This is a genomic window from Pseudobacillus wudalianchiensis (assembly GCF_001685015.1).
In the GTDB taxonomy this organism is placed as follows: Bacteria; Bacillota; Bacilli; order Bacillales; family Domibacillaceae; genus Pseudobacillus; species Pseudobacillus wudalianchiensis.
This window is the reverse complement of the sequence record NZ_MAYT01000029.1, coordinates 50,609-72,829: the sequence shown is the minus strand read 5'-3', so window position 1 is coordinate 72,829 and position 22,221 is coordinate 50,609. Positions and strand designations below refer to the sequence as shown.

The 22,221-nt window shown below is 42.2% G+C and carries 18 protein-coding genes and 1 riboswitch; of the genes, 10 read left to right on the top strand and 8 right to left on the bottom strand.

Going from position 1 to position 22,221, the window contains the following annotated elements; genetic code table 11:
• Positions 1–15 precede the first annotated feature (15 nt).
• Complete coding sequence (locus A8F95_RS22645; RefSeq protein ID WP_176713737.1) at positions 16–189, top strand: hypothetical protein; 174 nt, start codon at positions 16–18, stop codon at positions 187–189.
• Here A8F95_RS22645 and metH read toward each other — a convergent pair.
• Together metH and A8F95_RS17230 are read right to left on the bottom strand one after the other, a co-directional pair.
• Positions 186–3,635, bottom strand: a complete 3,450-nt coding sequence (gene metH, locus A8F95_RS17235; RefSeq protein ID WP_065411658.1) for a methionine synthase — start codon at positions 3,633–3,635, stop codon at positions 186–188. The genes A8F95_RS22645 and metH overlap by 4 nt on opposite strands.
• Complete coding sequence (locus A8F95_RS17230) at positions 3,613–5,478, bottom strand: bifunctional homocysteine S-methyltransferase/methylenetetrahydrofolate reductase (protein ID WP_065411657.1); 1,866 nt, start codon at positions 5,476–5,478, stop codon at positions 3,613–3,615. Before A8F95_RS17230 ends, metH begins: the two co-directional genes overlap by 23 nt.
• An 88-nt stretch (positions 5,479–5,566) precedes the next feature.
• A riboswitch (SAM riboswitch) is annotated at positions 5,567–5,678 on the bottom strand.
• 145 nt (positions 5,679–5,823) lie between these two features.
• Here A8F95_RS17230 and A8F95_RS17225 point away from each other — a divergent pair.
• Together A8F95_RS17225 and A8F95_RS17220 are read left to right on the top strand one after the other, a co-directional pair.
• On the top strand, positions 5,824–6,726 hold the full coding sequence (locus A8F95_RS17225) for an EamA family transporter (protein WP_065411656.1): 903 nt from the start codon (positions 5,824–5,826) through the stop codon (positions 6,724–6,726).
• A 78-nt stretch (positions 6,727–6,804) separates the two neighbouring features.
• Complete coding sequence (locus A8F95_RS17220; RefSeq protein WP_065411655.1) at positions 6,805–7,887, top strand: nitric oxide synthase oxygenase; 1,083 nt, start codon at positions 6,805–6,807, stop codon at positions 7,885–7,887.
• A 51-nt stretch (positions 7,888–7,938) separates the two neighbouring features.
• On the opposite strand, the gene mreBH is transcribed toward A8F95_RS17220, so the two are convergent.
• Together mreBH and A8F95_RS17210 are read right to left on the bottom strand one after the other, a co-directional pair.
• Positions 7,939–8,946, bottom strand: a complete 1,008-nt coding sequence (mreBH, locus tag A8F95_RS17215) for a rod-share determining protein MreBH (protein ID WP_065411654.1) — start codon at positions 8,944–8,946, stop codon at positions 7,939–7,941.
• Between the two features lie 264 nt (positions 8,947–9,210).
• Positions 9,211–9,720 carry an acyl-CoA thioesterase gene (locus tag A8F95_RS17210; RefSeq protein WP_065411653.1) on the bottom strand — a complete coding sequence of 170 codons (510 nt, stop codon included), beginning with the start codon at positions 9,718–9,720 and terminating at the stop codon, positions 9,211–9,213.
• 186 nt (positions 9,721–9,906) lie between these two features.
• On the opposite strand from A8F95_RS17210, the gene argF reads away from it, so the two are divergent.
• Positions 9,907–10,860, top strand: coding sequence for an ornithine carbamoyltransferase (gene argF / locus A8F95_RS17205; RefSeq protein ID WP_245671417.1), 954 nt, complete (start codon positions 9,907–9,909; stop codon positions 10,858–10,860).
• Positions 10,861–11,135: 275 nt separating this feature from the next.
• Complete coding sequence (gene gltC / locus A8F95_RS17200) at positions 11,136–12,041, top strand: glutamate biosynthesis transcriptional regulator GltC (protein ID WP_065411652.1); 906 nt, start codon at positions 11,136–11,138, stop codon at positions 12,039–12,041.
• A gap of 145 nt (positions 12,042–12,186) precedes the next feature.
• Here the strand turns inward: gltC and A8F95_RS17195 are convergent, their stop codons facing one another.
• Positions 12,187–13,425 (bottom strand): aminopeptidase, encoded by a 1,239-nt coding sequence (locus A8F95_RS17195; RefSeq protein ID WP_065411651.1) that lies wholly within the window; start codon positions 13,423–13,425, stop codon positions 12,187–12,189.
• 189 nt (positions 13,426–13,614) lie between these two features.
• A complete protein-coding gene (locus A8F95_RS17190; protein ID WP_065411650.1) occupies positions 13,615–14,061 on the bottom strand; it encodes an RrF2 family transcriptional regulator in 447 nt (148 codons plus the stop codon).
• Positions 14,062–14,237: 176 nt separating this feature from the next.
• On the opposite strand from A8F95_RS17190, the gene hmpA reads away from it, so the two are divergent.
• Complete coding sequence (hmpA, locus tag A8F95_RS17185) at positions 14,238–15,437, top strand: NO-inducible flavohemoprotein (protein WP_065411649.1); 1,200 nt, start codon at positions 14,238–14,240, stop codon at positions 15,435–15,437.
• 140 nt (positions 15,438–15,577) lie between these two features.
• Here hmpA and A8F95_RS17180 read toward each other — a convergent pair whose 3' ends face one another.
• Positions 15,578–17,593, bottom strand: a complete 2,016-nt coding sequence (locus A8F95_RS17180) for a bifunctional diguanylate cyclase/phosphodiesterase (protein ID WP_065411648.1) — start codon at positions 17,591–17,593, stop codon at positions 15,578–15,580.
• A 237-nt stretch (positions 17,594–17,830) separates the two neighbouring features.
• On the opposite strand from A8F95_RS17180, the gene motA reads away from it, so the two are divergent.
• From motA to A8F95_RS17160, 4 genes are all read left to right on the top strand, one after another.
• Positions 17,831–18,622 (top strand): flagellar motor stator protein MotA, encoded by a 792-nt coding sequence (motA, locus tag A8F95_RS17175; RefSeq protein ID WP_065411647.1) that lies wholly within the window; start codon positions 17,831–17,833, stop codon positions 18,620–18,622.
• On the top strand, positions 18,615–19,388 hold the full coding sequence (gene motB, locus A8F95_RS17170; protein WP_049660400.1) for a flagellar motor protein MotB: 774 nt from the start codon (positions 18,615–18,617) through the stop codon (positions 19,386–19,388). Before motA ends, motB begins: the two co-directional genes overlap by 8 nt.
• A gap of 104 nt (positions 19,389–19,492) precedes the next feature.
• Entirely contained in the window at positions 19,493–20,878 is a 1,386-nt protein-coding gene (locus A8F95_RS17165; protein WP_065411646.1) for an alanine/glycine:cation symporter family protein, read from the top strand.
• Between the two features lie 107 nt (positions 20,879–20,985).
• Positions 20,986–21,504: a type 1 glutamine amidotransferase domain-containing protein gene (locus A8F95_RS17160; RefSeq protein ID WP_065411645.1), complete on the top strand. Its 519-nt coding sequence runs from the start codon at positions 20,986–20,988 to the stop codon at positions 21,502–21,504.
• Between the two features lie 32 nt (positions 21,505–21,536).
• Here the strand turns inward: A8F95_RS17160 and A8F95_RS17155 are convergent, their stop codons facing one another.
• Positions 21,537–21,767 (bottom strand): DUF1128 domain-containing protein, encoded by a 231-nt coding sequence (locus tag A8F95_RS17155; RefSeq protein WP_425415018.1) that lies wholly within the window; start codon positions 21,765–21,767, stop codon positions 21,537–21,539.
• Positions 21,768–22,221 lie beyond the last annotated feature (454 nt).

Here is a 22,221-nt window from a genome sequence, read left to right as displayed (position 1 = left end):
GTGGCTTAGAGGAAGTTGGTTATACAAAATAAATTAGCAGCCATAAGCCAAAGGGAAAAAGGACGATACAACGGGCAAGGTGGTGAACAAAGCAGCTTAAGTGATAAAGAAAGCGCCGCAAAAGTGGAGAAAGCAGCTTACAAAAAAGACAGCTTTCCATTCGGAGAGCTGTCTTGTCTTTTATATTAATCGACGTTAAAGTATCTGGCATCAGGATGAGCAAAGACGATAGCAGAAACGGACGCTTCTGGTTCCATCATGCATCCTTCTGTTAAGCGGACGCCGATCTCTTCAGGTTGAAGAAGTTTAAAGAGTTTTGTCTGGTCATCCAAATTTGGACAAGCCGGATAGCCGAATGAGAAACGCTGACCTTGATATTTGGCAGCGAAGCGTTCTTTCATCGTAAAGTCGACTGAATCCGGGAAGCCCCATTGGTCGCGCATTTCTTGGTGAATCCGCTCAGCAAATCCTTCTGCCAGCTCTAAAGCGGCTGCTTGAAGAGCATGGCTTTGGAGAAACTCGCCTTTTTCCTTTAATTCTACAGACTGTTCACGAACGCCAAATCCAGCACTGACCACGAAGAATCCAACATAATCCATTTCGCCGCTGTCCACGGATTTTAGATAATCAGCAAGACAGAGGAATGGTTCTTTTTGCTGACGTGGGAATGTAAAACGTTCAATTTCCGTTTTGCTGTCAGCCGGGTCGTAAATAATAACATCGTTCCCATCAGACTGGGCAGGGAAGAACTGATAGACGCTTGCGGTTCTTAAGCGGCCGGATTGCAGGAAGCCGTCAACCGTTTCTTTTAAAGCAACGGCTCGCTCGTCTCGTTCAGCGAGTAGCTTTTCCACTTTCCCTTTTAACCCGAGGTGATGGCCAATTAGTGTTTGCATATTGACATAAGGCTCTAAGTGAGCAACAGGGTAATCACGCTGAATGCGTTTCTGCAAGTCGCGTGGTACGAGGACCGGAACATCCTGACGAACCGTTTTCTTCGGTCTTTCGAGCACGGCGACAGAAGTTGTCGATTTCATCGTCTCCCGATAAGCTTCTACTTCTTTACGTTTTTCCTGTTTCTCTTTTAATTCATTTAAGAGCTCCGTTTTTTCTTCGGCATCTTGCAGGCGGCCGGCAATAGCCAACCCGTCCATAGCGTCTTTTGCATATAAAACCGGACCTTCATATTCCGGCGAAATTTTAGTTTCCGTAAAGCGGCGGGAAAGAGCAGCACCGCCGACTAAAATTGGCAAATCAATGTTTGCAGCCTTCATGTCTTGGGCTGTGATTACCATTTGCTGAGCTGATTTAACGAGTAACCCTGAAAGCCCGACCATGTCAGGATTTTCTCTTTTAATAGCTTCAATTAATTCAGCCGGTGTTACCTTAATGCCTAAATCGACTACTTTGAAACCGTTGTTGCTTAAAATAATGTCGACAAGGTTTTTACCGATATCGTGAACGTCGCCTTTTACTGTCGCAAGGACAACTTTTCCTTTCCCATTGTCATTTTCTTTTTTCTCCATGTAAGGCTCTAAAAAGGCAACAGCAGCTTTCATGACTTCGGCGCTCTGCAGCACTTCGGCAACGATCAGCTGATTGTCATTGAATAGCCGGCCGACTTCCGCCATGCCTTCCATTAACGGACCGTTAATAATATCAAGCGGCGTATCGAACATTGTTAGGGCTTGTTCCAAATCCGGAATTAAGCCTTCTTTCGTTCCTTCCACGACATAGTAGCTAAGCCGGCCTTCCACTGTTTTTGGAATATCTTCTTCTTTCTTTTCTTTCTTTTTGTCGCGGTAAAAATCAGTAAACACGGCTAGTGTTTCATCGTTCGTGTCAAATAAAAGCTTCTCCGCCATCGTGATTTCTTCTTTTGGAATAGAAGCAAAGCGTTCTAGTTTTTCCGTGTTAACGATCGCATAGTCAAGCCCGGCCTGCGTACAGTGATATAAATAAACGGCATTCAGCACTTCACGACCGACAGGAGGGAGGCCGAATGATACATTACTTACACCAAGGACGGTTAATGATCTTGGCATTTTTTCTTTAATCAACCGGATGCCTTCCACTGTTTCTTCGGCTGAGCCAATATACTGCTCATCTCCAGTGCCGACAGGGAAAACGAGTGGGTCAAAAATGATATCTTCAGGCGGAAGGCCCCATTTGTTGACGAGCAAGTCGTAGGAACGTTCTGCTACTTCTAGCTTGCGCTCGCGGGTAACCGCCATGCCCGTTTCATCAATCGTACCAACGACAACGGCTGCGCCGTATTTTTTGACGAGTGGAAGCACAGCATCAAAGCGTTCTTCACCATCTTCTAAGTTAATGGAGTTAATAATCGCTTTTCCTTGGGAGTACTTCAGTGCTTTTTCAATAACTTTTTCATCAGTCGAGTCAATAACGAGCGGCACTTTCACTTTTTTTACAACTTCCTGCATAAACGCTTCCATGTCCTCAAGCTCATCACGATCGGGGTTGGCAAGACAAATATCAATAACATGAGCGCCGCCTTTTACTTGGGCACGAGCGATCTCCGCTGCCTCTTCGTATTTGCCTTCGACGATGAGACGCTTGAATTTACGCGAGCCGATTACATTTGTCCGTTCTCCAATAAATAACGGTCTCATGGAATCATCGTAATGGAGTGGTTCGATTCCAGAAACGACGTGATCATGAGGATGCTCCGGGCGTTTGCGTGGCGGGATATTTTCAATAGCCGCTCTCATCGCACGAATATGATCCGGTGTCGTTCCACAGCAGCCGCCGACAATATTCAGCCAGCCTTTTTCAGCAAAGCCTTTAATTTTTGCTGCTAAAGAATCCGGTGATTCATGATAACAGCCGTTTTCATCTGGAAGACCTGCGTTAGGATAGCAGCTGACAAAGCTTTTGGATAAGGCAGAAAGCGAACGAATATGATCCGTCATGAATTCAGGTCCCGTTGCACAGTTTAAGCCGACTGATAATGGATTGATGTGTTCAATCGAGATATAAAACGCCTCAATATTTTGCCCGGCGAGTGTTGTACCCATCGGCTCAATCGTTCCAGAAATCATAACAGGGAGCTTTTTTCCGGTAGCTTCAAAAGCACGCTCAATACCCAGGATGCCTGCTTTGACATTCAACATGTCCTGGCTTGTTTCCATTAAAATAACATCACAGCCCCCGTCAATTAGCGCTGTCGCCTGAAGTTCAAAGTTTTGGCTTAATGTATCAAAATCAATGCCGCCTGTTACGGATAATGTTTTAGTTGTTGGGCCAATGGCGCCCGCTACAAAGCGAGGGTGCTCAGGTGTAGAAAATTCATCGGCACACTTACGGGCAATTTCGGCTGCCCGTTTGTTAATCTCGTATGCCTGGTCACCGAGGTTATATTCATTTAATACGAGAGGGGTGCCGCCAAATGAATTCGTTTCAATAATATCGGTACCCGCTGCCAAGTAGTCGCGGTGAACTTTTTCAATCACATGGGGAGCGGTAAGATTTAAGTATTCATTACAACCGTCGTATTCTTCACCGCCGAAATCTTCCTCTGTTAAGTTGGCTTGCTGGAGCATCGTGCCCATTGCACCATCTAAGAAAAGAATACGTTTTTCGAGTTCTTGTTCAATTGAATATTGTTTGGACATGAGTGATCCCTCTTTCATTCATTTTTCTATCTAATTCTTCGATGTAATGGATCAATTCAATGGACATTTCATAGCGCATAAATGGCGTAATAATATAGATACCGTTAAACAGCTCGGCTGCTGTATCGATTAATTCTTTTGCAATGGCGAGCCCTTCAAGTGCTGCCGCTTCTTTATCATTCTCATGTGCCTTCATTCTGGCAAGTGTTTCGTCCGACAGCTTAATGCCAGGGACCTCATGATGAAGGAATTCAGCATTACGCGAGCTTGTTAGTGGCATAATGCCAAGGAAAATTGGAGTCGGTAAATGCTTCGTCGCTTCGTATACTTCGACGATTTTTTCTTTTGTAAAAATTGGCTGCGTAATAAAGTAATCAGCCCCATATTCAATTTTCTTCTCCAGGCGCTTCACAGCCCGATCGAGTACACGCACATTTGGATTAAAGGCGGCTGCAACGGAGAAGTTTGCTTTTTGTTTTAACGGCTTGCCTGAAAAAGAAATTCCCTCGTTTAACTGCTTAATTAATTGGATAAGCTCCATGCTCGAAACATCATATACAGAAGTGGCCCCTGGGAAGTCGCCAACTTTCGTCGGGTCTCCTGTAATGGCAAGCACATCATGAAGTCCAAGAGCATGTAACCCCATTAGATGAGATTGTAAGCCAATCAAGTTCCGATCTCGGCATGTAATATGGACAAGCGGGCGGATCTGATGCTGCATTTTGAGTAGAGAGCCCATTGCCAAATTGCTGACACGCGGAGAGGCAAGGGAGTTATCGGCCATTGTAATAGCCGCCATGCCTGTTTGTTGCAGAGCCTTAGCCCCCTTAATATAAGTAGCCGTATCTAAATGTTTCGGCGTATCAAGTTCAACGATAATCGTCCGTTCTTTCTTTACCTGCTCCTGGAGCGGCGGTACAACTAGCGGTGCCGGCTCTTTAATAATAATAGGTTTTTTAGCAACTACTTTTTTCTCTGTAACCGGTGCAAGGCCAGCGAGTGCTTTTTTTGCTGCCTCAATGTGCTTAGGCGTTGTGCCGCAGCAGCCGCCGATAAGACGGACACCTTCGTTGCGCAAATGCACCGCTGCCTGGCCAAAATAATCAGCTTCCGATTCGTAGACAATACGTCCGTCTTCAACATCAAGAAGGCTGGCATTCGGGTAGGCTGACAAAAAGGCCTTTTCAGGCAATGTCACTTCTTCAAAGGCTTGAATAGTATGGTAGGGGCCGAGGCGGCAATTCACACCGACAACATTGGCACCGAGTGCTTCAAGCTGTTTGAAAGCATGATTTAGTGAAAGGCCATTTTGCAGAATACCCGGCTCGTGCATCGATACTTGGGAAATGACGGGCAAGTCTGTCATTTGGCGGAGCAGCTGTAAAACGGTCGTTAGTTCTTCAAAGTCATAATAGGTTTCAAGGAGGAAACCATCAGGGTCTTCTAATAAGATGGCTTCAGCCTGCTGCTGAAAGGACGCTTTAATATCCGCGAGGGAGACGCTGCTTTTGCGGATGCCGCGCATGCCGCCGATCGTTCCGAGTACAAACCGCTGACTAGGCGCTGCGGCTTTTCTGGCAATACGCACGGCTGCTTTGTTCAATTCTTCTACACGATCTTCCATTCCATACCTTGTCAGTTTCAAAGCATTGGCACTGTAGGTGTTCGTTTGAATAACGTCTGCGCCTGCTTTTATATATTCACGATGAATTTTCTCAATAATCTCAGGTTTTTCTATATTGAGCTCCTCATAGCAAAAGTCAATTCCGTAAGAATAGAGGAGAGTACCCATTGCCCCGTCAGCTAGTAGTACTTCGTTTTGCAGCCTTTCTAATAACGACATATTTTCCGTCCTTTCCGAATTGCTATTCTTATCATAAGAAAAAGCCTTCTTACAATTAAGAAGGCTTTACATTGTGAATGTTTAATCCTTCTTATCTCTCAAACTGACAAAGCAGTTTGCTGGATTTAGCACCTAGGCCCGCTAGCGGCTGGTTGCTGAAGCTTCACAGGGCCAGTCCCCTCAGCTTCTCTTGATAAGAATAAATGTATATAGATTTAGTAAGATAATTGAACATATCATATCTCTTTAAGTGGGATTAGTCAATAGAAAATTTAGAATATTTAAGAGGGATTGTCGAACAGAAGACAGCGAGCTATACTTTTAACAGATAAAGGAGGAATCAGGTTGAATCAGCTTCGTTATTCGTTATTTATTTTAGCAGGGGCATGCAGCTATGGTTTTCAAGCTTCAGTCGTCAAGCTGGCAACAAATGCAGGTTATCAGGCCGGCCAGATGACGGGTTCACAGTATGTCTTTGGACTTCTGCTAATGCTGATCCCTTTCATTATAACAAAACGCATTAAGCTGCAGTTTAAGCAAATCGCCTCACTGCTTGGGCTTGGTGTGCTGCTTAGCTTAACGGGTGTTTTTTATGCGACAAGCATCCAGGAGCTGTCAGCTTCTATTGCCATTGTCCTGCTCTTTCAATTTACTTGGATGGGAATTTTCATTGAATCGCTTTATTTAAGAGCGTTTCCGTCAGCTGTAAAGATTGTTTCGGCTGTTGTTTTATGGGCTGGGACGCTTCTAGCTGCTGGGATATCTTCAGAGGGGCTTAACTTGTTAAGCGATCTAAAAGGGCTTATTTCTGGACTTCTAGCTGCTTTGATGTTTGCTTTGTTTATTTTCTTCAGCGGAAAAACAGGAACAGAAGTACCGGCTATTCAAAAAAGCTTTATCATTTCTCTTGGCGGCTTGCTGACCGCTTTATTGTTCGTATCACCGGCTTTTATTGTAGATGGTACGATGACAGGCGGTTTATGGAAATACGGCCTGCTTGTCGGACTGCTGGGTGTCCTCGTGCCCGTTATTCTTTTCGCTCTCGGTACACCGCACGTTGATTCGGGGGTGGCTACTATTCTCGGGGCAGCAGAACTGCCAGCCGCTATGCTTGGCGCTATGCTGATCGCCGGCGAGCACTTGACCGCTGAACAAGTTTCTGGAATTATGATTATCTTAATTGGCATTGCCATACCGCAGTGGCCGCGAGGTGGCAGGATAAAACCGAAGCATTTGTACAGCAGTTAAGTTCTAGAAGTCGTCACAAAGCGCAAAGTAGAAAAATGCTATACTGTGGGTAAATACTACTTACAGGACGGTAAATAAATGAATACACAATTGTGGAAGCAAGCGAAGGAATTTATTACAGTTTGTTATCAGGAATTGAGTAAACCGAGCGAAGAAATAAAATCCCGTCTTCACGAAATAAGAGAGGAAATTGAAACAACGGGCACATACACGCAAACATATGAAGAACTTAGCCATGGGGCAAAAATGGCATGGCGCAACAGTAACCGTTGTATTGGACGATTATTTTGGCAAACGCTTCATGTATTTGATGAAAGAAAAGCCGAAACCGAAAAAGAGGTATTTGAAGCTTTAAGCCGTCACGTTGAGTTTGCGACGAATGAAGGGAAAATCCGTCCAACTATTACCGTCCTTCGGCCATCCAAAGAGGGTCAAGAGGAAATTCGTATTTGGAATCATCAATTGATTCGGTATGCCGGCTATAAAATAGAAGAAGGAATAAAGGGGGACCCGGCTTCCGTTGACTTAACGGCTAGGTGTCAAAAGCTTGGCTGGAGAGGGGAAGGAACGGATTTTGATCTATTACCCTGGGTTGTGCAGATAGGCAATCGTCCACCTGAGCTGCAAGAATTGAATAAAGAGCTAGTAAAGGAAGTTTCCATTGTTCATCCAGCATACGATTGGTTTGCCGAGCTGCAATTAAAATGGTATGCCGTTCCTATTATTTCGGATATGAAGCTGGAAATAGGGGGGATTGAGTATAAAGCAGCTCCATTCAACGGTTGGTATATGGGAACAGAAGTTGGGGCCCGTAACTTGGCGGATGATTTTCGTTACAACCAGCTTCCTATTATTGCGGAGCGAATGGAACTAGATACGAGCAGGGCTTCATCTATGTGGAAAGACCGGGCACTCGTTGAATTGAACATAGCTGTTCTTCATTCATTTAAGAGTGAAGGAGTGAGCATCGTCGATCATCATACAGCCGCTCAGCAGTTTAGAACATTCGAGCAAAACGAAGAGCGGGAAGGAAGAGCCGTAACAGGGGATTGGACGTGGTTAATTCCGCCGGTATCTCCAGCGGCCGTCCATGTTTTTCATAAAGAATATAATAATTCTATCAAAACACCTAACTATTTTTATCAGGAAGCGATTTACTAACAAAAAAGCAGCCGAAAAGGCTGCTTTTTCTATTTTTTGTATTGATTATTTTCAGCTCGTTACTTTTTGTAAGCTTTTCATCACGTGTAATGAACGGCCGGTACCGATAGCCACAGACTCTAATGGATTTGGTGCCAGGTGAACAGGAACGATAATTTCCTGGCTGAGCCATTCTTGCATGCCATTCAACAAGGAGCCGCCGCCGCTGATCACAACACCTCTATCCACGATATCACCGCTTAATTCAGGAGGGGAGTTTTCAAGAGTCACGCGAATCGTTTCTAAGATCGCAAGCAAAGATTCTTTAATGGCCTTTTGGATTTCATAAGAGCTTACTTCAATGGTTTTCGGTAAGCCGGTCACAAGATCGCGTCCGCGTACATCCATTAAACGTTCTTGATGATCAACTAAAGCATAGCCAATCTCCATTTTTACTTTTTCTGCTGTCCGCTCTCCGATAAGGAGGTTATATTGCTTGCGGATATATTGAATAATGTCTTCATCTAGTTTATCGCCGCCAATGCGAATAGAGTTACAAGAAACGACTCCTCCATAAGAGATAATCGCAACTTCCGTTGTGCCGCCTCCAATATCAACGATTAAGTTGGCAATAGGCTCTTCCACAGGCAAATCAGCTCCGATAGCAGCGGCAACAGGCTCTTCAATGAGATGAACAGTCTTAGCGCCGCTGCTCTTTACTGCATCCTGGATCGCTCTTTTTTCGACAGAAGTGGCACCGGAAGGAGTACACACGACTACATTTGGCTTGCGAATATTAAAACCTAATACTTTTCCGGCTTTTTTCATTAACCCTTTAAGCATTTCAGAGGTAATATCAAAGTCGGCGATGACACCGTCCTTCATTGGACGTGTAGCAATAATCCGCCCAGGGGTTTTTCCAATCATATTTTTAGCATCTGTGCCAATAGCAAGCACTTTTCTTGTTTCTGTGTCGATCGCTACTACAGATGGTTCATTGACGATAATACCTTTATCCTTACTGTAAACAAGCAAGTTGGCTGTACCTAAATCTATTCCAATTTCAGTTTGTCCAAACATGATTCATTCCTCCAAATGGCAATCCTCTTAGGTTTCTTTCATAAGTATAAAGATGAACAAATCATACTGTATATGGGACAAAATATGGAAAGATGAATGTTACAAACTAGCTTCTATTATTACAGTGTCTATCCGTTCTTCCGATAACTAATAATTAGATTTGAAAGGAAGGAAGCGGATCGGATTGTTAACAAATCTTAATCTTTGTAAACTAAAAAACCGCTAAAATTCAGCGGTTTTCACAGTTTATTCCATCCTATCCGTCTATTTTCCTGGTCTAGAGAAAAACTCAACGAGTTCTTTGCTATATTTTTTACGGGCTTTCCGATGATTAGCTCGATTGACAGCCGTTTCATTTAACCATTTTTCGTCCTCTGTTTCGGGGACTACTTCTGGAATAGCAGTTGGTCGTCCCGACTCGTCTAAAGCGACGAAGGTTAGAAAAGAAATAGCGGCGACTTCTTTTTCGCCTGTCATTAAATTTTCTGATAAAACCTTTACAAATACTTCCATACTCGTTGTCCCAGTATAAGTGACCATCGCCTCAAGCGTAACTGCATCCCCAACACCGATCGGCTTCAAGAAATCAACGGAGTCGGTAGAAGCAGTAACCACTGGCTTTCTAGCTAGTTTGGTTGCTGAAATGGAAGCTATATCATCTATATAAGCCATTAGTTTACCACCGAACAAAGTGCCGTGATGATTTGTGTCAGGAGGGAGGACATAACTTGTTTTAATAGACAAAGTGTCTTTCATTGATCTTTTTTCTCTCATATACAGCACCTCACTAATTACTTCAGTATACGTAGTATACCCTATGTAAGCAAGATTCTGTTGTTTTCTTAAAAAATAGAAGAATTCAGAAATTAATGTTGTATTTTAATTAGTTTTGATGTATAAATATTAATAAGATCATTAACAGGGAATGAAATTCTAAAATTGGTGTACGGGGTGAACAGAATGATAGCAACGGATATGCAAAACATTGAAGCGTTAAAGGGAAAAGATTTACTAAAGCTTGCAGATTATACTCCAGAATTAATCGAAACACTTATTTACTTAGCGGACGATATGAAAAAAAATAAAGAAAATTATTCTGAAGCTCTGAAAGGACAGCTGCTCGGAATGATTTTTGAAAAACATTCCACACGGACACGCGTTTCTTTTGAAGCAGCTATGATTCAACTTGGAGGCCATGGCATGTTCTTAAGCTCGAATGACATGCAAATTGGGCGTGGGGAAACAATTGAGGATACAGGAAAAGTGTTATCCGGTTACTTAGATGGAATCATGATTCGTACACATAGCCATTCAAGAATTGAAGCGCTGGCAGAAGCGGCCAATATTCCAGTTATTAATGGCTTAACGGATTTATACCATCCATGCCAGGCGCTGGCTGACCTTTTAACGGTTTACGAAGTAAAAGGGCAATTTAAAGGGGTAAAAATGGTTTATGTTGGGGATGGGAACAATGTTGCTCATTCATTGATGATCGGTTCATTAATGGTAGGAATGGACTTTACATTGGCCGCGCCAGCAGGCTATGAGGCGGCACCGCAAATAGTGGAGATTGCCAAGGGAATCAGTGAACAAACAGGAGCCAAATTGGAGTTTGTTGAAGATCCACAGGAAGCGGTAAAAGGAGCAGACTTTATTTATACAGACGTATGGACGAGTATGGGACAGGAGGAAGAGGCAGAAGCGCGTTTGAAAGCATTTGCTCCTTATCAAGTAAATGAACAGCTTCTGTCTATAGCTAACCCTGATTGCAAGTTTATGCATTGTCTGCCGGCGCATCGCGGAGAAGAGGTCTCAGCTGGAGTTATGGACGGAGAAGCATCTGTTGTCTTCCAGCAGGCTGAAAACCGCATGCACGCACAGAAGGCCGTTCTTTATGGCGCAATGAAAAAATAAAGAAACGATCTTTTATTAGTTCGTTTAATAGTGTGGTTGAAGTATATTTTTAATATCCAGTTTGATTGGAATCGCTTGTCTTTCGAGGCACGAAGCCTGGTAAGGAGCGGAACAATCATAAGGGTCATGAGCACCGCAGTCGGACGCGAAATCAAGAAAGCGAACGTTTGCCAACATCCTGAAACGGACTTTGATTAGTCCGTTTTTTTCTGTTTGTAAAAAGATATCGTGGTAAAATAAGAAGTATACAAAATGGCTGAAAAGGTGGGGACAGAATGGAGCTTCGGCAAATTAAATATTTTATGGAAGTGGCAAAAGAGGAACATGTTACGGAAGCAGCTTATCGTCTGCACGTGGCCCAATCAGCGGTCAGCCGGCAAATTGCCAAGTTAGAAGACGAGCTCGGCGTTGAATTATTTGTGCGCGAAGGCCGGAATGTCAAACTCACTTTTGCTGGGAAAATATTTTTGCAGCATATGGAATCAGCCATGAATGAAATCGATCGGGCTGTTGCAGCAATCAATAGCTATTTGAACCCTGAAACTGGAAAAATCCGACTCGGTTTTCCGACCTCTTTAGCTACGAAAACATTGCCGCGTGTTATTTCCGCTTTTCGCAGTCAATATTCGGATATCGGTTTTGATTTTCATCAAGGATCGAATAAGGAATTGCGCGAACTAGTAGAGAGGGGAGAAATTGATTTTGCTTTTGTTTCCCCTGTACCAGAAAGTACGCCGGATATTTCAACTCAAGTCTTTTTCTCGGAAAGCATGAGAGTGCTTCTTCCTAGCCATCATAGGTTAGCTAAAAAAGAGAGCATTAATTTACGAGAATTGATGCATGATCAATTTGTTTTATTTCGAACAGGTTACGATATGAGAAAGCTGGTCATCGAAGCATGCCGTCAGGCGAATTTTGAACCTCAAGTCGGTTTTGAAAGCGAAGATGTCTACACGATTAAGGGACTAATAGAGGCTGGACTCGGAGTTAGTCTCCTTCCAGAAACGTTGTTAATTGAACAAACACCGCCTGGAACAGTGAGCTTGCCCGTTGGTATACCACAAGTAACGAGAACTGTTGGCGTCATCGTAACCAAAGTACGCACTTTACCGCCTTCAGAAAAATTATTTTATGATTTTCTCATTGATTACTATAATCGTTTAAATCAATTTAGCCTTTAAATTTTAGGCGGGTTTCTAGTTTTAGCTTTGAATGCGGCAGCGTTGGAGCGTGCACAAAGCCTGCGAATTGTCCCCGGGTGATCTAATCGATTGAATAACGTTAAAAGCTGTTTCCGGCTTAACGCGGAAACAGCTTTTTCTATCGTTAAATGCCTTCTGCCCAATTTCCGTTACGGAAAATAGGTTCATTTTCTCCATTTTCTTTAATGCCGTCGATTTCCATTTCTGCAGATCCGATCATGAAGTCAACATGGGTAATGCTCGTGTTCAGCCCATGCTGTTCAAGCTCTTCCTGAGACATCGACTTACCGCCTTCAATACAGAATGCATAAGCGCTGCCGATAGCTAAATGGTTAGAAGCGTTTTCATCGAATAGTGTGTTGTAAAACAAGATGTTTGATTCTGAAATAGGTGAATGGTGAGGCACGAGAGCAATTTCACCGAGGTAATGAGAGCCTTCATCTGTCTCAACCAATTTCTTTAACACATCTTCGCCTTCTTTTGCCTCGACATTTGTAATCCGGCCATTTTCAAAGGTAACTTTAAAATTATTGATAATATTTCCCCCGTAGCTTAATGGCTTTGTACTGGATACATAGCCGTTCACGCCGGTTTTGTGTGGAACGGTGAAGACTTCTTCTGTTGGCATATTGGCCATAAATTCATGGCCTTTCTCGTTAATACTGCCTGCCCCGACCCACAGGTGGCCTTCAGGAAGCTCAATCGTTAAATCCGTTCCTGGAGCTTTGTAGTGTAACTTTTTGTACCGTTTATTGTTTAAGTAATCGACTTTCTTATGCAATTCTGCGTCATGATTTTTCCACTCTTGGACAGGGTTCTCTGTATCGGCCCGTACAGCTTTAAAGATTGCTTCCCATAAGGCAGGAATTTGTTCTTCTGCTGGGAGATCAGAAAACACTTTTGCGGCCCAAGCTTGTGATGGAGCAGCAATGACGGTCCAGCTAACCTTATCTGACTGGATATATTGGCGGTATTTTCTCATTGCTTGACCAGCTGCTTTTTGGAAGTCGGCAATACGTTCAGGATTGACCCCTTTTAGCAAGTCAGGACTAGATGAAACGATCGACATAAAAGCGGCGCCTTCTTCTGCCAATTGTTCAAGCATTTGAACACGCCATTTTGGAAACTCCTTGAATGCTTCATCAGGAGCCAAGTCATACTTTAGGCGTGACACCGTATCATCATCCCAATTCACTTGTACATGCTTTGCGCCGGCTTCGTACGCTTTTTTTACAATTAATCGCACAAGCTCAGCAGAGTCAATAGAGGTATTAATAACAAGGGTTTGGCCTTTTTGAATGTTGACACCCACCTTTACTGCTAACTCGGCGTACTTTTCCAATGTTTGCTGAAAGTTTGACATATGTACTCTCCTTTTTTAAACAGAATAGTGAATATATTCTATTGTAACAAGAATAGAGGAAGAGACAAAATTTTATACGGGCAAAAGGGTCATTTTATGGGGAACTGTACAAATTTTCTGTTAAGAAACAGCATTTCACGTTTGTGCCATGTAAATGCGGAAAAGATATAAAAAACCCGAAGATGGGTATCAATCTTCGGGTTTTTTAAATAACAACTGTCTCATCGCATCGGGGTTTACGGCCAAATCCTTTAATGTGTATTGATCTAATACAGCAAGATACGCTTGCAAGGCCTGAAAGAGAACGTGCTTTAAACCGCAGATCGATGTAATAGCACAACGGTTCGCGCTTGGATCAAAACATTCGACTAAATGAAAGTCTTCCTCTGTTTGCCGGACGACTTGGCCGATGTTAATATCCTCTGGTGAAAGGGCAAGGCGGATACCGCCGCCCCGTCCGCGAATCGTTTCAATAAGTCCTAGTTTGCCGAGCTCATGAATCACTTTCATTAAGTGGTTCTTTGAAATTTGATAAGAATCAGCAATTTCTTTTATATTGGAAAGCTCATCCTGTGGTTTAGAGGCTAAATAGAGCAATACACGCAGCGAATAATCAGTGTAGAGAGTTAATTTCATATTTTTCACCACTATTATTTGATACATCTATTATATATGTGTCAATTCAAGGAATCAAAGAATGTGAACGTTTTATTACACTCATTAAAAAGTATTGCTTCGGGAAGAAAAAAGGATTATAAATAAGATGTATTTAAAATACATCTTTAAACAAACCACTAATTGGAGGGCTTATGATGCTATCCCAAAAAACCATTGATATTGTAAAATCAACTGCACCTGTACTTGAACAAAGAGGAAAAGACATTACCACACATTTTTATAAAAGTATGTTTGAAGCTCATCCAGAACTTTTGGATATCTTTAACCATGCTAATCAGGAAAAAGGCCGCCAGCAAACAGCCCTAGCGAACACAGTGTATGCGGCAGCGAAATATATTGATCAGTTAGAAGTATTAATTCCAGCGGTGACACAAATTGCTCATAAACACCGCAGCTTGGCGATTAAGCCGGAACATTATCCAATAGTCGGAGAATATTTATTAAAAGCAATCAAAGAAGTACTAGGTGATGCGGCAACAGATGATATTATTAATGCATGGGCAGAAGCATATGGAGCGATTGCCCAAGTGTTTATTGATACAGAGGCAAACATGTACAAAGAAGCAAGCGAACAGCCAGGTGGGTGGCTAGACTTTAAAGAGTTTGAAGTTGCTGATAAAGTAGAGGAAAGCTCGCTTATTACTTCCTTCTACTTGAAGCCAAAAGATGGCGTGCAGCTGCCTGATTTTCAACCGGGACAATACATTACTGTGAAATTTGATATTCCTGGTGAAAAAAATATCGTCAACCGCCAATACAGCCTGTCTGCTGCTCCTAACAGCGAGTATTATCGTATCTCTGTTAAGCGGGAAGCAGATAACCAGCCGGAAGGGAAAGCCTCCAATTACTTGCATGACCACGTGAACAAAGGTGACGTTATTGAAGTGAGTGCACCTGCTGGAGATTTCTACCTTGATGTGGACAGTGATGCACCGGTTACTTTGATCAGCGGTGGCGTAGGTATTACACCAACGATGAGCATGCTTGAAACACTTGCAGTCAAAAACAGCAAACGGGAAGTTGTCTTTATCCATGCTGCTCGCAATGAAGAAGCACATGCTTTCAAAGAACACACTAAACAATTAGTAAGCGAATTAGAAAATGCCCGTTCCTTCGTGGCTTACGGCGAGAAAAAGAATCAAGAGACTATTTGTGACGTTGAAGGGCACATCAGTGCAGAGTTTTTAAAAGAAGTTGTTCCTGCAAACAGTGTCTGCTATATCTGTGGTCCAATTCCATTCATGGGCGCTGTGATCGGACATTTAAAAGAAAATGGCATTCCAGAAGAGCAAATCAAGTTCGAATTCTTCGGGCCAGCTGTTCAACTTTCATAAAAATAAACTAAAAAACCGGACAACGTCCGGTTTTTTAGTTTATTAGCGCAAAGCAGCTAAACCTATGATCTAAATAGAAAAGACACAGCATCCAGGTTAGGCTCCAGGTGCTGTGTCTTTTTTATTTCTGCTGTTTATCTTTATCCAACACGAAATGCTTGAAGAAATTCGTTTAACTCATGAGCTTGCAGCGGCTTGCTAATAAAATAACCCTGAATTTCATCACAATTCAACGAAACGAGAGTATGCAGCTGTTCCTCTGTTTCCACACCCTCTGCTACAATATGCAGTCTAAATAACTTTCCTAAATTTATAATCATCTGAACAAGTGCACGGCCTTCAGGCGATGTGTTGATATCGTCAATGAACGATTTATCAATTTTCAAGGCATGAATCGGCAGCTTTTTCAAATAAGTCAGCGAGGATACGCCCGTTCCGAAATCGTCAAGAGCAATCGAAATACGGTCTTCTTTAAGACGTTCAATGACACTTACGGCAGCATCAAGGTTTTCCATAATAGACGTTTCGGTGATCTCCAATTCCAAGTGCTTGCTGTCTAAATCGTATTTCTTCAGTGTGTCCGTTACAGTCTGATGGAGGACGTTAGACAGAAACATTGGAGCAGAAATATTAACAGCTATCTTTTCAAGTGGATGGTTACAATTTCTCCACTCTTTCATCTGCCGACAGGCCTCATTCAAAATCCATTCCGTTAATTCGGTGATAAAGCCGTTTTTCTCAGCAATTGGAATAAAAACGGCAGGAGACACAAAGCCAAATAATGGACTGTTCCAGCGAACAAGTACTTCAGCACTGATGATCCTTTTTTCTTTCACATTGTATTTAGGCTGATAGCACAGGTAAAATTCATTGTTTTGTAGAGCTTCCCTAAAACTCATCGCGATCTGGCGCTCTTTTTCATTATCGTGGATGGCAGGGTTGTATATAACAATTTGATTTTTACCATTTGATTTTGCAAAATATAAAGCCTTCTCCGCGGCAGCATTTAGTTGTTCAAATGTACCGCCGTGAGCTGGAGCGAAAGAGATGCCAGCGGAAACGGTTACTGTGACGGGATGCTTCTGAATAGTAAATGGATCAGATAGCCTCTTCAGCAAATTCATTGCTTTTTCGATCGCTTCCTGCTCCGTGTATCTTTCAACAAAGAGGATCGTAAATTTATTGCCTTCCACCCGGCTCAGCAGTCCATCTGTAGGAACGAGTAATTCAAGTCGATGCGAGAAAGCTTTCATCAATAAATTGCCGTTCATAAACCCAAATGTTTCATTAATCCACATAAAGTTATCAATATCCAGCATGATGAGTACGATTGTTTTTTGTTCCTCAGCTAAATAAGAATCAGCCGTCACTTGAAGCTTTCGGCGGTTTGGCAAATCTGTCAGGTCATCATAATAAGCAAGCCGCATGGCGGTTTGTTGATCAAAAACAGAAACAGTGAGAAAAAAGATAAATAGCAGACCGACCATAAAGAAAATCAAAAGAATAAGCGATAGCGGCTGATCAAATTGTTCGTTATTATAAGCAAAGCTGTTCGGAACACAAAAGTTGGCTGCTTTCATACCGGTGTAATGCATGCTGGCGATGCCAAGTCCCATAATGATGCTGGACACCAATTTGTAGGAGAGCTTCTTCTTTTTATTAAACTCATAAAAAATATAAAGAGCTACGTATGAAACAACTGCTGCTATCACAATAGATGACAGTACTAGAGAGGGGCTGTAGGAAATGCTCGCTGTCACTTCCATCGCTTTCATCCCTAAATAATGCATTGCTACAATAGCTAGACCGATAAGAATTCCAGAAACGCCAATCGTCAAGGGCTTCATTTGTCTTTTATGAAGAGTATAGAAGCCGATAGCTGAAGCTGCTATTGCCGGAACAATCGATAATAGAACGATTCCTACTTTATAATCGACCGCAATTGGCAGAGAAAAAGCAAGCATGCCAATGAAATGAACAGACCAGATCGTCAAGCCCATAGAAAAGGAAGCGAGAAGTATCCATGTTTTTCTCTTTGAGCTTTTTGAGGAGGTGATCCGATCGTGCAAGTTTAACGTAACGAACGATCCGAAAATGCCAATGATGAGAGAGAGAAGAACGATGTCTCCTTGATAAAACTCTGATAAAGTTTTCATTATATAGACCGTCTTTCTTTATTTTTGGCGTGTTATATAAAAAAGTACCTTTCTTGTCGAAAAAATGGGAGAAATCATTTAAATATTCGACAAGAAAACACGATATATTTATAGTATCGACTCTCTTTTTCTTTTATGAAGTCTTTTTGACTGCAAAATACTTATAAAAACGAATGCAAAAAACTTTTTTTTAACCGATATTAGATATACAAAAATAAAAATATAGGGTGAATGAGAATGGATAAGAGTACAATCATAGGGATTATTCTAGGTATTGTGGCTGTTGGAGTCGGGATGGTATTTAAAGGGGTAAATCCTACGGTGATAATTAACCCGGCAGCTCTTTTAATTATCTTGCTTGGAACTGTGGCTACTATCGTTATTGCCTTCCCATCAAGTGAGCTAAAAAGAGTACCTAAGCTTTTCGGCATTATTTTCAAAGAGAGACAAATGATGTCGCCACAAGAAGTAATTAGTCAGTTTACAAGCTGGGCTGAGCTTGCTAGAAAAGAAGGATTGCTTGCGCTTGAAGCAAAAATTAATGATGTAAATGAGCCTTTTTTAAAAAATGGACTAAGCCTTGCCGTGGACGGACAGAACGCCGATTACATTCGTGATGTGATGAATGAGGAGCTTTCAGCTATGGAAGAACGTCATAATGCTGGAGCAAGCATTTTTCTTCAAGCGGGCACCTATGCGCCGACGCTTGGAGTACTTGGAGCGGTTATCGGCTTGATTGCAGCTCTTGGCAACATGAATGACACAGAAACACTTGGCCACGCCATCTCAGCGGCGTTCGTGGCAACATTATTAGGGATTTTCACAGGCTACGTGCTTTGGCATCCATTTGCAAATAAGTTAAAGCGGAAATCCAAACAAGAAGTAAAAGTAAAGGAAATGATGATTGAAGGGGTCCTTTCTATTTTAGAGGGGGAAGCTCCACGGGTGCTGGAGCAAAAGTTGTCTTCTTATTTACCGGCAGAGGAGAAGAAGAAATTAATGGAGGAAAGCGGGGAGAAAAATGAGTAAGCGGAAGAAGCATGAAGAGCATGAGCACATGGATGAATCATGGCTTCTTCCTTACGCTGACTTGTTGACTCTGCTGCTTGCTTTATTTATTGTACTGTTTGCGATGAGTTCGGTTGATGCAAAGAAATTCCAGCTTGTGTCTCAAGCATTCAATAGCGCTTTTCAAGGCGGGACGGGTGTGATGGATTATCCTGAAATATCCCCGCCTGAAACAACTTCTGAAAATAATGCCCGTAACAAAGCGATATCAGGCTTAAAAGAACAGGACAAAAAAGAATTGTCGCAAATGAAAGTGAAAATTGATCAATATATTTCGCAGAACAATTTGCAGAACAAAGTAGAGACCGTATTAAGCGGAGAGGGATTGCTGCTGCGTATTCGGGACAATGTTTTATTTAATTCGGGAGTGGCTGAAATCCGAGAAGAAGATAAGAAAGCAGCACAAGAGATTTCACGTTTACTAGAAATGGATTTGCCTCGTATGGTCATCATTAGCGGTCATACAGACAACATTCCTATTAAAACGGCCGAATATGAATCGAACTGGGAGTTGAGCGCCATGAGAGCGGTCAACTTCATGAAAGTCATATTAGAAAATAACAAACTCGACCCTCGTCTGTTTAGTGCGAAAGGGTATGGGGAATATCAACCAATTGCTTCGAATGCAACAGAAGCAGGCCGGGCAAAGAATCGCCGGGTAGAAATATTAGTGTTGCCGCAGGGAGAAAGAGAAAACGGTCAACAGGCTCCGGCTTCTGCAAACTGAACCAGTATGTATGGTTCAGTTTTTTTGTGTTTACAAAAAAAGGAGAAGGGTATAAGGGAATAATTCGGTTTACATACATAATGATAACGAAATGAAGGAGGAGAATGTTGGAGAATTTTATTTCAGGGGTTGAGAGGTTTTCAGGATGGCTATGGGGAGTTCCTTTGATCACTCTCTTAGCCATTTCGGGTATTTTTATGACAATAAAATTAGGATTCTTTCAATTTAGATACCCGCTTTATATTTTTAAACAAACATTGGGCAGCATTTTTGAGAAACCAAAAGGAGAGGGCACGGTCACTCCTTTGCAAGCTTTAACTTCTGCTCTGTCCTCCACAATTGGAGCAGCAAACATTGTTGGTGTACCAGCAGCGATTATGTTTGGCGGCCCAGGTGCTGTTTTTTGGATGTGGGTCATTGCTGTGATTGGCATGGCGATTAACTTCGCGGAAAGTGTACTCTCTGTCCACTACCGAGAGAAAAATGAAGAGGGTGAATTTGTTGGCGGCCCCATGTACTATATGACAAAAGGGCTTAAGATGAAATGGCTGGGGGTTTGGTTTTCCTTTGCTTTAATGATTGAGTTGATCCCTAGCATTATGGTACAAGGAAATTCAGTCGCTTCCACGATCTCGCAAACGTTTCATATAGACGGCCTTTATACAGGTATTGTCATGGCTGCTATTACCGGGCTTGTCGTATTTGGAGGGATTAAAAGGATCGGGCGTGTGACAGAAATCTTTGTTCCTTTTATGGCGCTTCTTTATGTCGGCGGAGCACTTGTGATAGTGGTGATAAATATCGATCAAGTACCAGCTGTGATTTCACTCATTTTTTCTTACGCCTTCCAGCCGATGTCAGCTGTCGGCGGCTTTGCAGGAGCGGCCATTGCGGAAACGATTCGTTGGGGATTTGCCAGAGGGCTGTATTCAAATGAGGCAGGTCTTGGGACAACGCCGATTGCTCATGCAGCTGCTCAGACCGATCATCCGGTTCGACAAGGATTTTGGGCTATTATTGGAATCGTGATTGACACGCTTGTTGTTTGTTCGGCAACAGCCTTTGTTGTTCTTTCAACAGGTGTTTGGAAGCAAGAAGGAGCACTTGATAACCCTTCCGCTTTGACAACCATTGCTTTTAAAGAAAGCTTTGGGGCCTTTGGCGGTTTGCTCGTTACGATTTCATTGATTTTCTTTGTCTTGTCGACGGTTATCGTGGTGGTCTTCTATGGTTCTAAACAAGCCGAGTTTTTATTCAATTTAAAAGCAGCACAAGGAATTAAAGTAGTGTATTTAGCCGCCATTATTCTTGGAGCCGTCGGTGCTGCTCAAACGATCTGGTCATTTCTTGACTTGGCATTAGCGGCTATTTTGCTGCCAAACATCGTGGCTGTACTGCTTCTTAGTGGGAAAGTAAAAGCCTTAAAGGACGAATTCTTTGAATCAGAAAAGTACTATTTAAAGGATATTAAGGATAAGAAGATTAGTTAAGGGAAGCGGTTGCCCTAGTGGCAGCCGCTTTTCTGTGTTTAACGGATTGTGAAAAGGGAAGTATACAAATGGCATAAAAACATAAAAAAAAGAAAGGAGATTTTATAATGAGTAAAAAAATTGCTGTACTCGTAACAGATATGGTAGAGGATTCAGAATATACAGAGCCTGTAAATGCTTTTAAAGAAGCAGGGCATGAAGTAGTTAATATTGAAAAAGAAGCTGGAAAAACCGTAAAGGGAAAACAAGGAGAAGCCACCATTACGATTGATAAAGGAATTGATGAAGTAAGTGCAGATGAATTTGACGCACTATTAATACCAGGCGGATTTTCTCCGGATAAACTTCGGGCAGATGATCGCTTTGTGAACTTTACTAAAGCATTTATGGATGAAAAGAAACCGGTGTTTGCCATTTGTCATGGACCGCAACTGTTAATCACTGCCAAAACATTAGAAGGAAGACATGCAACAGGATATAAATCTATTAAAGTAGATATGGAATATGCAGGGGCTGCTTATAAGGATGAAGAAGTAGTCGTTTGCCAAGACCAGCTTGTAACGAGCCGTACACCTGATGATATTCCAGCCTTCAATCGAGAATCGTTAAAGATGCTTGCTAAATAATAAAGTAACGGAAAGCCGGTAAACACCGGCTTTTATTTTTTTAAATTACCAATTTCTTCTACAATAGCTTGCATTTCACTAGGGCTAAAATTGTCCTTGCGATTGACTAGTTCATAAATTTCTTTTAAGTCTTCATAAGAAGAGTCATTGAAATGCTCAGGCTTAACAGCGCCGACATTCACCATGCGTAATTTTGTAGTGATTTTTTCTAACATATACTCAATATTTTCAGGGGACTTTACAGACAGATCCACACTTTCCACCCTCTCCAGCGATTTTATAACATCATTTCACTTTTTAATATGTTTGTCAATCAGCCTTTTCAATAAAAACAGGCCTTTGAAAACCTGTTTCAGCTATGATCAAACGTTTGCTTCCGGCCATACCAGTTAAGTTAGGGACGATCCTGAGTCCATTCATCCTATCGGCAAATGTCCAAACCAGCTCTAGGCTTGTCACTGCTCCAATTGTTATCGGTCTGATAGAAGAGATATTATCGGTTGATTCTACCTAATGCATGGCTATATATTAAAAAAGAAGGAAAAGATTAATCTATTAAAGAATAAGGTTCATGGTACTTCTTAAGGAGACGAACAATTATTCATCTTGCTTTCAGGTACAGAAGAGGTTCTGCCGCTTTCATTAAACAATGTTTTGTTATTTTACAAAAGGGGAATTGATAAGGCATAAGAATATTGAGGGTTCTACAGCTGAGGA

Bases quoted from the DNA above. Each gene is read 5' to 3' on its own strand.
- metH (WP_065411658.1), bottom strand. From the start codon at position 3,635: ATGTCCAAACAATATTCAATTGAACAAGAACTCGAAAAACGTATTCTT.
- A8F95_RS17230 (WP_065411657.1), bottom strand. From the start codon at position 5,478: ATGTCGTTATTAGAAAGGCTGCAAAACGAAGTACTACTAGCTGACGGG.
- A8F95_RS17220 (WP_065411655.1), top strand. From the start codon at position 6,805: ATGAATACACAATTGTGGAAGCAAGCGAAGGAATTTATTACAGTTTGT.
- mreBH (WP_065411654.1), bottom strand. From the start codon at position 8,946: ATGTTTGGACAAACTGAAATTGGAATAGATTTAGGTACAGCCAACTTG.
- A8F95_RS17210 (WP_065411653.1), bottom strand. From the start codon at position 9,720: ATGAGAGAAAAAAGATCAATGAAAGACACTTTGTCTATTAAAACAAGT.
- argF (WP_245671417.1), top strand. From the start codon at position 9,907: ATGATAGCAACGGATATGCAAAACATTGAAGCGTTAAAGGGAAAAGAT.
- gltC (WP_065411652.1), top strand. From the start codon at position 11,136: ATGGAGCTTCGGCAAATTAAATATTTTATGGAAGTGGCAAAAGAGGAA.
- A8F95_RS17195 (WP_065411651.1), bottom strand. From the start codon at position 13,425: ATGTCAAACTTTCAGCAAACATTGGAAAAGTACGCCGAGTTAGCAGTA.
- A8F95_RS17190 (WP_065411650.1), bottom strand. From the start codon at position 14,061: ATGAAATTAACTCTCTACACTGATTATTCGCTGCGTGTATTGCTCTAT.
- hmpA (WP_065411649.1), top strand. From the start codon at position 14,238: ATGCTATCCCAAAAAACCATTGATATTGTAAAATCAACTGCACCTGTA.
- A8F95_RS17180 (WP_065411648.1), bottom strand. From the start codon at position 17,593: ATGAAAACTTTATCAGAGTTTTATCAAGGAGACATCGTTCTTCTCTCT.
- motA (WP_065411647.1), top strand. From the start codon at position 17,831: ATGGATAAGAGTACAATCATAGGGATTATTCTAGGTATTGTGGCTGTT.
- motB (WP_049660400.1), top strand. From the start codon at position 18,615: ATGAGTAAGCGGAAGAAGCATGAAGAGCATGAGCACATGGATGAATCA.
- A8F95_RS17165 (WP_065411646.1), top strand. From the start codon at position 19,493: ATGTTGGAGAATTTTATTTCAGGGGTTGAGAGGTTTTCAGGATGGCTA.
- A8F95_RS17160 (WP_065411645.1), top strand. From the start codon at position 20,986: ATGAGTAAAAAAATTGCTGTACTCGTAACAGATATGGTAGAGGATTCA.